This is a genomic window from Bradyrhizobium sp. SZCCHNR1017, from assembly GCF_032381375.1.
Classification (GTDB): Bacteria; Pseudomonadota; Alphaproteobacteria; order Rhizobiales; family Xanthobacteraceae; genus Bradyrhizobium.
Genome location: NZ_JAUHIR010000022.1, coordinates 17,846 through 27,500, shown reverse-complemented (window position 1 = coordinate 27,500; position 9,655 = coordinate 17,846). Strand labels below are relative to the sequence as shown.

At 65.6% G+C, this 9,655-nt stretch carries 11 protein-coding genes (1 of these 11 only partly in view); 3 read left to right on the top strand and 8 right to left on the bottom strand.

What is annotated here, in order from left to right; genetic code table 11:
* On the bottom strand, positions 1–601 hold the 5' portion of the coding sequence (locus tag QW863_RS32770; RefSeq protein ID WP_315718085.1) for a phytanoyl-CoA dioxygenase family protein. Its footprint begins 203 nt before the window's first position; 601 of the gene's 804 nt are visible here — the first part of the coding sequence; its start codon is at positions 599–601; its stop codon lies off the left edge, out of view.
* A gap of 209 nt (positions 602–810) precedes the next feature.
* Here QW863_RS32770 and QW863_RS32765 point away from each other — a divergent pair, with 209 nt between their 5' ends.
* Positions 811–1,353: a methylated-DNA--[protein]-cysteine S-methyltransferase gene (locus QW863_RS32765; protein WP_315718084.1), complete on the top strand. Its 543-nt coding sequence runs from the start codon at positions 811–813 to the stop codon at positions 1,351–1,353.
* A gap of 31 nt (positions 1,354–1,384) precedes the next feature.
* Here QW863_RS32765 and QW863_RS32760 read toward each other — a convergent pair whose 3' ends face one another.
* The 4 genes from QW863_RS32760 to QW863_RS32745 form a co-directional block, all read right to left on the bottom strand.
* Positions 1,385–2,251, bottom strand: coding sequence for an MBL fold metallo-hydrolase (locus QW863_RS32760; protein WP_315718083.1), 867 nt, complete (start codon positions 2,249–2,251; stop codon positions 1,385–1,387).
* 19 nt (positions 2,252–2,270) lie between these two features.
* Entirely contained in the window at positions 2,271–2,885 is a 615-nt protein-coding gene (locus QW863_RS32755; protein ID WP_315718082.1) for a glutathione S-transferase family protein, read from the bottom strand.
* Between the two features lie 119 nt (positions 2,886–3,004).
* Positions 3,005–3,847, bottom strand: a complete 843-nt coding sequence (locus QW863_RS32750) for a fumarylacetoacetate hydrolase family protein (RefSeq protein WP_315718081.1) — start codon at positions 3,845–3,847, stop codon at positions 3,005–3,007.
* Positions 3,848–3,924: 77 nt separating this feature from the next.
* The gene (locus tag QW863_RS32745; RefSeq protein WP_315718080.1) at positions 3,925–4,788 is read right to left on the bottom strand and encodes an MBL fold metallo-hydrolase; all 864 of its coding nucleotides are present in this window, start codon (positions 4,786–4,788) and stop codon (positions 3,925–3,927) included.
* Between the two features lie 116 nt (positions 4,789–4,904).
* Here QW863_RS32745 and QW863_RS32740 point away from each other — a divergent pair, with 116 nt between their 5' ends.
* Complete coding sequence (locus QW863_RS32740) at positions 4,905–5,354, top strand: DUF3775 domain-containing protein (protein ID WP_315718078.1); 450 nt, start codon at positions 4,905–4,907, stop codon at positions 5,352–5,354.
* A 293-nt stretch (positions 5,355–5,647) separates the two neighbouring features.
* Here the strand turns inward: QW863_RS32740 and QW863_RS32735 are convergent, their stop codons facing one another.
* The gene (locus QW863_RS32735; protein ID WP_315718076.1) at positions 5,648–6,430 is read right to left on the bottom strand and encodes an SDR family oxidoreductase; all 783 of its coding nucleotides are present in this window, start codon (positions 6,428–6,430) and stop codon (positions 5,648–5,650) included.
* 141 nt (positions 6,431–6,571) lie between these two features.
* On the bottom strand, positions 6,572–7,087 hold the full coding sequence (locus QW863_RS32730; protein ID WP_315718075.1) for a CvpA family protein: 516 nt from the start codon (positions 7,085–7,087) through the stop codon (positions 6,572–6,574).
* A 110-nt stretch (positions 7,088–7,197) separates the two neighbouring features.
* Between QW863_RS32730 and QW863_RS32725 the strand changes: the two genes are divergently transcribed.
* A complete protein-coding gene (locus QW863_RS32725; protein WP_315718074.1) occupies positions 7,198–7,959 on the top strand; it encodes an SDR family NAD(P)-dependent oxidoreductase in 762 nt (253 codons plus the stop codon).
* Between the two features lie 45 nt (positions 7,960–8,004).
* Here QW863_RS32725 and QW863_RS32720 read toward each other — a convergent pair whose 3' ends face one another.
* On the bottom strand, positions 8,005–9,606 hold the full coding sequence (locus QW863_RS32720; RefSeq protein ID WP_315718073.1) for a GMC family oxidoreductase: 1,602 nt from the start codon (positions 9,604–9,606) through the stop codon (positions 8,005–8,007).
* Positions 9,607–9,655 lie beyond the last annotated feature (49 nt).

Sequence of the window (9,655 nt, the reverse complement as noted above, 5' to 3'; positions counted from 1 at the left end):
TGCCGTGGAACATCAGCATGCCGCCGGGCTTTCCGGTCGGCGCGACGATGCCGCCTTCCGCGACCAGCCGCGTCACCGTCGCCTCGTCCAAGGTCCACAACGGATAGGACGTGGTCGCGAGATCATGCGACGCCTCGAGGTCGCCGGCATGCTGGCTGCGCGGCACCAGCATCAAGGGGCCGTTGATCGGCATCACCTCGTCGAGGAAGATCGCGATGTTCATCGCGCGCGGCTCCGGCATGCCGTCGTCGCGCTTCCAGGTGCCGTAGTCCTGGTGCCATTGCCAGACATCACCGGTGAAGGCCGATTTGGCGTTGATCTTGAACTGATGCATGTAGACCTTCTCGCCGAAGATCTGCTCGATCGGCTCGATCATGCGCGGATGCGCCGCGAGCACGCGGAAGGCGTCGTTGTAGAGGTGGGCGGCAAACGCCGTGCGCGGCGCGCCGCTCTTCTCGCGCCAGACCTCGGGACGGTTAGCCGCATAGATCGCCTCGGCCTCGCGGGCGAGAAAGGCGGTCTCCTCGGGGCTGAACAGCTCGGGCAGGAACAGCCAGCCCTCGCGGTTGAAGAATGCGATCTGCTCCGGCGTCAGCTTCATGGCCGTCTCCCTCGCCTTGGTTTCCTCGGATGAGGCGCCCGCTCTTTGCGCCGGGCTGCCCCTGCGCCGTGCTCCCATCCTTTCGGCCTGCCGATGGACATCACGGTGCTTCCGCTGTCGACATTGGCAGAATCCGGGTGGATCGCAACATTCTCCAAGCCTAAGTTGACTGGCAGATGATACGGGGCAGAGCGGCGATGGAGTCCGTCATGTCAGAGCAAAGCTTTGCAATTTTCGAGACCGCGATCGGCGCTTGCGCGATCGCATGGGGAGCGCGCGGCATCAATGCGGTGCAACTGCCGATGGGCGGCGTCGCGCAGATCCGCATCCGAATGCAGCAGCGTTACGAAGGCATCGGCGAAGCCGAGCCGCCGCCGCATGTGCGGCGCACCATCACGCGGATCACGGCGCTGCTTGCCGGAGAGCCGGATGATCTCAGCGATGTCGACCTCGATCTCGACGGCGTCAGCGCGTTCCAGCGCGGCGTCTACGAGATCGCGCGCCGGATCCCGCCGGGCCGGACCCTGACCTATGGTGACATCGCCAAGCAGCTCGGCGGCGTCGAGTTGTCGCGCGAGGTCGGCCAGGCGCTCGGGCGCAACCCGTGCCCGATCGTGGTACCCTGCCATCGCGTGCTGGCGGCGGGCAACAAGCCCGGCGGCTTCTCCGCCAATGGCGGTGTCGAGACCAAGCTGAAGATGCTGGCGATCGAAGGCGCCGCGGTGAACCATACGCCGAGCCTGTTCGATTGACGGGCGCGGTGACCGGCGCCGCGCCCGTGTCTCAGACCGCCTCGCAGGCGAAGCCGTTGCCCTTGCGGGTAATGCGGCCGACCGAGGGCGACGGGAAATGCGCGGTGCAGCACAAGGTCGCCGTGTCGCAATAGCGCTCCAGAAATTCGCGCCGCGTCACCGCCGCCTGCTTGGGATCGACGTCGAACCTGGGTGACAGCTCGGGAAAGCTGAGCTGCAGCGGCGTGTGGATCAGGTCGCCGGCGAACACCGCATCGTCTCTGCCCCTGCCGACGGCGACTGCGATATGGCCGGGCGTGTGGCCCGGCGTCGGCAGCAGCCGGACATGATCACCGATCGCGAATGCGTCGCCGACGATGTCGGCGCGCCTGGCCTCGACCACCGGCAGCACGCTGTCGGCGAATGGAGGCACCTCGGCCTTGGCGTTCTGCGCCACCCAGTAGTCATATTCGCGCTGCGCGAACACGTAGCGCGCGTTCGGGAAGGTCGGCACCCAGCGGCCGTTGTCGAGCCGCGTGTTCCAGCCGACATGATCGGTGTGCAGATGCGTGCACATCACGACGTCGATGTCGTCGACCGATACGCCCGCGGCCGCAAGCGCAAGCATGTAGCTGTCGTCGGTCTTCATGTTCCAGACCGGCCGCGCGCGCGGCTTGTCGTTGCCGATGCAGCTGTCGATCAGGATGGTGTGGTGAGGCGTCCTCACCACGTAGGACTGAAAGCACAGGATCAGCGTGTCCTGCGCATCGAGGGCACCGGCCGCCTGCAGCGCGCTGCGCTCTGCCGCCAGCATCTCCGATGTCAGCTCGGGAAACATCTCACGCGCCGGCAGGAACGTGGTTTCCTGCTCGATGATGCGATGAATGGTCGTGTCTGCAACCGAGAACGTCAGCGTCACGGCAGCTCCTGTTCAGGGATCAAGCCGCCGGCGGCACCGAGATCTTCACCGATTCGCGCTCGAGCATCTTGTCGTGGAACGCGTCGAGTGCCGGAAATGCCTTGCGCCAGCCGCAATCGGCGAAGCGGAAATCGGCATAGCCGAGTACGCAGACGAGTCCGATCGCGACGATGTCGAACGGGCGCGTCATCAAATCGGGCTGCGCATTGAAGCGCGCCATGCCCATCCAGGCCCTGTTCCAATGATCGTCGGACCAGGCCTGCCAGCGGAGGCCCTCGGGCCGCACCATCGCCTCGTAGCGGCACAGCAGCATGGAATCGAGCATGCCTTGCAACATGGAATGCTCGCTCTTGACCTTCCAGCGCGACGGGCCGGAGGCGGGGATCAGCTTGTTGCCGCCGGCGAGCTCGTCGAGATATTCGACGATCACGTAGGAATCCAGGATCACGTCGCCATTGTCGAGGATCAGCACCGGCAGCTTCTTCAGCGGCGTGATCTTCGAATACTCCTCATTGGCCTGGCCCGGCACCACGGCCGCGGGCACGAATTCGAGCCGGTCGATCAGCCCGAGTTCGATGGCGGCGATGCGCACCTTGCGGGCGAATGGCGAGGCGGGCGAGAAGGTGAGTTTCATCGGAAGTGTCCTCTGGCTGGTCATTCCGGGGCGATGCGAAGCATCGAACCCGGAATCTCGAGATTCCGGGTCTGGCGCTACGCGCCATCCCGGAATGACTCACAAGTCGATATCGCGCCTTACGCCTCGATGATCTCCTGGCGCTGCTCGCCGAGGCGCTCGATGCCGAGCGTGACGACGTCGCCGACGTTGAGGAAGGTCGGCGGCTTCATGCCCATGCCGACACCCGGAGGCGTGCCGGTGGTGACGATGTCGCCGGGCAGGAGCGTCATGAACTGCGAGACGTAGGAGATGCACTTCGCCATCGAGAAGATCATCGTCGCGGTGGTGCCGGTCTGGCGGCGCTGGCCGTTGACGTCGAGCCACATCGACAGGTTCTGCACGTCTGGAATCTCGTCCTTGGTGACGAGCCACGGACCTACGGGACCGAACGTGTCGTGCGACTTGCCCTTGGTCCACTGGCCCAGGCGCTCGATCTGGAAGTTGCGCTCGGAGACGTCGTTGCAGATCGTGTAGCCCGCGATGTGGTTCAACGCCTCGGCCTCTGAGACGTATTTGGCGCGGGTGCCGATGATGGCGGCGATCTCGACTTCCCAGTCGAGCTTGGTCGAGCCGCGCGGCTTCTCGACCTGATCATAGGGACCGCACAGCGCGGTGTTGGCCTTGAGGAAGAAGATCGGCTCGGCCGGGATCGGGTTGCCGGTCTCCTTGGCATGGTCGGAGTAGTTGAGGCCGATCGCCACGAATTTCGAGATGCCGGTGACGGGGGCGCCGAGCCGCGGCTTGCCGGCAACGGCGGGCAGGGAGGCCGGATCGAGCGCGGCGAGCTTCTTCAGGGACTCCGGCGCATAGGCCGCGCCATCGAGGTCTTTCACATGCGCCGACAGGTCGCGCAACTGGCCGGATGCGTCGATCAGGCCCGGCTTTTCCGCGCCCTTCTCGCCGTAGCGAACAAGCTTCATTGGTTTCTCTCCCTCAATTCCCTGGTATTCCAGAGCCCTGTCATGGAGCATGGCGGGAGGAAATTCAACCTTGCGGGCTATGCGTCGCCGCTGCCCTGTAATGCCTCGAAGCGGAAGGCGGCGCCGTCCCGCCGGATATGGCCGGCATGGAAATGGCCGCCGATCACCAGCGTCTCGGTGTCGGCAAAACGCGAGAACAGCGCCCGCCGGGTCGCGATCGCCTGCGCCGGATCGGAATCGACCGTCGAGCTCCAATCGAGACGCGCCATCTGGCAGGGATGGTGGGCGACGTCCCCGGTGAGCACGGCCTGCGCGCCATCCGAGCGGATGTGCAGGCTGACATGACCCGGGCTGTGCCCCGGCGTCGGGATCAGGGTGATCTCGTCGGTGATCACCGCTTCGCTTCCGACGAACTCCGCGCGTCCGGCGGCGACGATCGGCTGCACGGAATCGGCGAAGGTCGCCGTCTCGTCGGCGGCCTCGCTGTGATCGCGCCAATGCTCATATTCGGTGCGGCCGAAAACGTAGCGCGCATCGGAGAAAGTCGGGACCCAGCGGCCGTCGACCAGCCGCGTATTCCAGCCGACATGGTCGACATGGAGGTGGGTGCAGATCACCATGTCGATGCTTTCAGGCGGGAGGCCGGCAGCGCTCATCGTCTCCAGGAACGGTGTCGCGCGGTTGTTCCACATTGGCACGCTGCGGCCCTGCTTGTCGTTGCCGAGCCCGGTGTCGACCACGATCCGCATCGTCGGTGTTTCCAGCACCAGGGTGTGGATCGACATCTTCAGCCGACCTTCATCGGTCGCAAAATCGGGCGTGAGCCAGGACAGCTCGCGGATCGTCTCGGGTGTTGCCTGCGGCAGGATGAAGCGGGTGCCGCCGACGGTCTCCAGCTCGACGAATTTGGTGACCCTGACCCGGCCGATCGTCCAAGACATGCGCGCTTCCTCGTCCTATTCTTGATGCCGGTCACGATGCCGCGCGGCTTGTTCCGGCGCAATGGATCAACTGCCCGGAACAGGCGTTGCTGCAGTCCGTCCATGAGGAGAACGCCATGCCAGAGCTGACGATATCGCCCGAGAAGGTCGCCTTCCTGATCGAAAAGGCGCGCGAGTTCGACGTCAAGGAGCAGGCGACCGATGAGGAATCCGGCTCGAATGCCGTCGATGACGACATGGTCGACGTGCTCCAGGATAGCGGCGATGATCCCGTGGTGCGCGAGATCACCGGCTTCATCAACGCGATGACCGAGGACGAGCAGACCGATCTCGTCGCCTTGATGCGGCTCGGCCGCGGCGACGGCGATATCGACGAGTGGGACGATCTGCGCCGCGAGGCCGCCGGCCAGCGCGACCGCCACACCGCGCGTTATCTGCTGGGCGAGCCGATGCTCGGTGACCTGCTGGCGGAGGGCCTCGATGCGTTCGGCATCGATTGGACCGAAGGCCGCACCACGGCGGATTCGTCGAGCCCAAGCCAGCGCGACGAGGACGAGAAGCGGTAGGTCGTTCGGAAAGGCAGAGTCGCTGTATTCATAGCGCGGATGGCAAACAGAACTCACAGCTTTATTAGTTGGATTCGAATTCCTATTGCGCCGGCACTGCGCTCCCTCGCCCCGCTTGCGGGGAGAGGGTTGGGGTGAGAGGGACTCTCCACAGACACCGCGTTCGCGGAGAGCCCCCCTCACCCCGATTGCATCTCGCGATGCAATCCGACCTCTCCCCGCAAGCGGGGCGAGGTGAAAGCCCGGGATCGGCGTAGCAGGTTTCCGCGCCAGACCGCCCAAGGAAGTCTGTCTTACAGCGTGCCCGGGAAGGCGCCGCCGTCGAGCAAGATGTTCTGGCCGGTGATGTAGCCGGCCTTGGCGCCGCACAAGAAGGCGCAGGCGAGTCCAAATTCCTCGGGATCGCCGAAGCGACCTGCAGGGTTCGTCTTGGCGCGGTCGGCGAGGATCTGCTCCGGCGTGACACCGCGCTTCTCGGCCTCGCCCTTTGCCGTCGAGAGCAGGCGGTCGGTCTCGAACGGCCCCGGCAGCAGCGCATTGATCGTGACGTTGTTGATCACGGTCTTGCGCGACAGGCCGGCGACGAAGCCGGTGAGGCCGGCGCGGGCGCCGTTGGAGAGGCCGAGAATGTCGATCGGCGCCTTCACCGCGGCCGAGGTGATGTTGACGATGCGGCCGAACTTGCGCGCCATCATGCCGTCGACGGTCGCCTTGATCAGCTCGATCGGCGTCAGCATGTTGGCGTCGAGCGCCTTGATCCAGTCGTCGCGGGTCCAGTTGCGGAAATCGCCGGGCGGCGGGCCGCCGGCGTTGTTGATCAGGATGTCCGGATCCGGGCAGGCCTTCAGCACGGCGGCGCGGCCCTCGGGCGTGGTGATGTCGCCCGCCACTTCCGTGACGGTGACGCCAGGATTGGCCGCGCGGATCTGGGCCGCGGTCTTCGCCAGCACTTCGGCGCCGCGCGCCGTGATCGTGACATGTACGCCTTCATTGGCCAGCGCGATGGCGCAGGCGCGGCCCAGGCCCTTGCTGGAGGCGCAGACGATGGCGCGGCGGCCCTTGATCCCGAGATCCACGATTGATCACTCCGATATGTCAGTGAGGCTGGAAGAAAGATGGGCGCATTCTAGCCAACCGAATTGCCGCTGATAAGAGCAGCCGGCCTGTGCCGAATTGCATGGCTCGCTATGACCGGAGAGGCGGCGCCGCCGTGTCCGTCAGATGCGCCGTTCCTGCTTCAGCCGGTCGATCAGGCTTGCGAGCTCCGGAGGCAGCGAGCGGAAGCCTTTTGCGCCTGCGAGCGAGAGCATCGGCCGCAGGCGTGATCCCTCGAGGAAGCGCGGCTGACGCTCGGGGGGAACGATCCTGTCGAACACCAGCACCAGCGTGGTCGCGACCATGCCGGTGCGCACGGCGCCCAGCAGAGCGCCGCCGAGCCGGTCGCCAAAACCGGCCTCGGAACCGATCGCTTCGTCGAGCAGGATGCGGCCGATCTTGCCCAGCGCCATGCCGATGACGACGAAGGCGGCGAAGAACTGCAGCCAGTTCTGTGCCAGCGGAGTGCCGTGCACGTCGCGCAGTTGCGGGCTCATCGCCGCAACCGCGCCCATCGCCAGCGGCATCGCGAGCAGGTAGGCCAGAATCGTGATGGCGCTGCGCAACAGCCCGGTCGAGAAGCCGCTGTAGACGGCAACCATCAGTGCGGCACAAGCGGCGAGGTCGAAAGCGTTCATGGTTGCTCCGCCGCGGTTGTAGGCCGGGCCCGGTAAACGATTCCGGTTTGCGCTACTTCAAATCGTCTGTATCAATGCGCCGCAACAAATGAGCAACCGTGGGAGGAACCATGTCCGAGCTGTTCGACGTCAGCCGCGAGGTGATCCTGATCACCGGCGCGAGCCAGGGGCTCGGCCGGCAGTTCGCCCGGGTTCTATCGGCACGTGGCGCCGCCGTCGCGCTCGCGGCACGCCAGACCGGCAAGCTCAAGGCGTTGGAGGCGGAGCTCAAGGCAAGGGGTGGTCGCGCCGCCGCGGTCGAGATGGACGTGACGAGCATGGCATCGATCGTCAGGGGCATGGATGCGGCCGAGGCCGCGCTCGGACCCGTGACGGTGCTGATCAACAATGCCGGCATCGCGGTAGAGAAGCTCGCGGTCGAGCAGAGCGAGGCGGATTGGGACGCCGTGATCGGCGCCAATCTGAAGGGCGCCTATTTTGCCGCAACCGAAGCAGCTCGGCGCATGGCCGCGCGCAAGACCGGCGGCAACATCATCAACATCGCCTCGGTGCTCGGCTTCAGCGTCGTCAAGTTCATCTCGCCCTATGCGATCTCCAAGGCCGGCGTGGTGCAGGCGACCAAGGCGCTGGCGCTGGAGCTCGCGGCGAGCGGCATCCGCGTCAACGCACTGGCGCCCGGCTACATCGACACCGACATCAATCACGAGGTCTGGGAGACGCCGGCGGGCGAGAAGCTGGTCAAGCGGATCCCGCAGCGGCGCGTCGGCCACGAGAGCGACCTCGACGGCGCGATCCTGCTGCTGGCGTCCAACGCCTCGCGCTACATGACCGGCAGCGTCGTCACGGTGGACGGCGGCTTCCTGCTGACGTGAGACCCTGCTGATCGGCAGGTTGATTTCCCTCGATGGCGAGCCGTCTCAGCCTTTCAGCTCGCGCTTGATCATGTCGGCGGCCTTCTCGCCGATCATGATGGTCGGCGCATTGGTATTGCCGCCGATCAGGGTCGGCATGATCGAGGCGTCGACCACGCGCAGGCCTAACATTCCGCGGACCTTCAATTCGGGATCGACCACGGCGAGCGGATCGTCGACGCCCATCTTGCAGGTGCCGACAGGATGGTAGACCGTATCGACGCGGGCGCGCAGGATGGCGCGAATGTCGTCGTCGGTCCTGACATCCGACGTGAACAGGTCGCGCTTGCCGAGGCTACGCATCGCCGGCGTCTGCATCAGCCGCAGCGTGGTCTTGTAGCCGGCCACCATGGTTTCGAGATCGTCGGCCTCGCCCAGGAAGTTGGGATCGATCAGCGGCGCGGCGAGCGGATCGGCATTCTTCAAGCCGACCATGCCGCGGCTCTTTGGCCGGAGCAGACAGAAATGGCAGGAGAAGCCATTGCCGTGGCGCTTGCGGCCGTGATCGTCGGTGACGGCCATGCCGAAATGCAACTGGATGTCGGGCACGTCGAGATCAGGCCGCGTCTTCAGGAAGCCGCCGCATTCGGCGAAGTTCGAGGTCAGGACGCCGCGGCGCTCGCGGCGATATTGGCCGATGCCCGCCAGCAGCCGGCGCAGGCCCTTCGGCGACAGCGAAGAAAAGTTGGGGTTGTCGGAGGTGTAGGCGAAGATGAAATCCGGATGGTCCTGCAGGTTCTGTCCGACACCCGGCAAATGGTGGACGCCGGCGATGCCGAGCCGCGCCAGGGCGCTCGCGTCGCCGATGCCCGACAGCATCAGCAATTGCGGGGTCTGGAACGCGCCGGAGGCGAGGATCACTTCGCGCCGGCAGCGGATCTCCTTGACCTCCTTGCCCTGGCGATACTTGACGCCGACCGCGCGCTTGCCCTCGAACAGGATCATCGACGCATGCGCCGAGGTCTCGACCCGCAGGTTGCTGCGGCTGCCGAGATGCGGCTGGATGTAGGCCCGTGCCGCGCTCCAGCGCTCGCCATTCTTCTGCGTGACCTGATAGAGCCCGAGCCCTTCCTGCGTGTCGGCATTGAAATCGTCGCGGACCGGAAACTGCGCTTCGCGCGCCGCCTGGAGAAAGATGTCGTGCACGGGATTGTCGGTGCGCAGCCGGCTGACCGGCAGTGGTCCCGATTGGCCGTGATACGCGCCGTTGAACTCGGCGTTGTTCTCGGCGCGCTTGAAGTAGGGCAGCACGTCGTCATACGACCATCCGGTGTTGCCGAGGGAAGCCCAATGATCGTAGTCGGCGCGGTGGCCGCGGATGTAAACCATGGCGTTGATCGCGGAGGAGCCGCCGAGCCCGCGGCCGCGCGGCTGATAGCCGCTGCGCCCGTCCAGGCCCTTTTGCGGCACGGTGGTGAAGGACCAGTTGTTGACGGGCCCCGCGACCATCAGGAACAGCATGTAGGGCGTGGTCACGATCCAGTTGTCGTTGCGTCCCCCGGCGTCGAGCAGCGCGACGGATGTCGCCGGATCTTCCGACAGGCGGCCTGCAACCGTTGCGCCGCCGCTGCCGCCGCCCACGACGATGAAATCGACCTCGTCCGTCACGCATCTCTCCCTGATGTTTGTCTTGCTTGTTGTTCGAATGTCGTTCCGG

What these genes read in the sequence shown, in the direction of transcription:
- QW863_RS32765 (WP_315718084.1), top strand. Translation starts at nt 811, where the DNA reads ATGTCAGAGCAAAGCTTTGCAATTTTCGAGACCGCGATCGGCGCTTGC.
- QW863_RS32755 (WP_315718082.1), bottom strand. Translation starts at nt 2,885, where the DNA reads ATGAAACTCACCTTCTCGCCCGCCTCGCCATTCGCCCGCAAGGTGCGC.
- QW863_RS32750 (WP_315718081.1), bottom strand. Translation starts at nt 3,847, where the DNA reads ATGAAGCTTGTTCGCTACGGCGAGAAGGGCGCGGAAAAGCCGGGCCTG.
- QW863_RS32745 (WP_315718080.1), bottom strand. Translation starts at nt 4,788, where the DNA reads ATGTCTTGGACGATCGGCCGGGTCAGGGTCACCAAATTCGTCGAGCTG.
- QW863_RS32740 (WP_315718078.1), top strand. Translation starts at nt 4,905, where the DNA reads ATGCCAGAGCTGACGATATCGCCCGAGAAGGTCGCCTTCCTGATCGAA.
- QW863_RS32730 (WP_315718075.1), bottom strand. Translation starts at nt 7,087, where the DNA reads ATGAACGCTTTCGACCTCGCCGCTTGTGCCGCACTGATGGTTGCCGTC.
- QW863_RS32725 (WP_315718074.1), top strand. Translation starts at nt 7,198, where the DNA reads ATGTCCGAGCTGTTCGACGTCAGCCGCGAGGTGATCCTGATCACCGGC.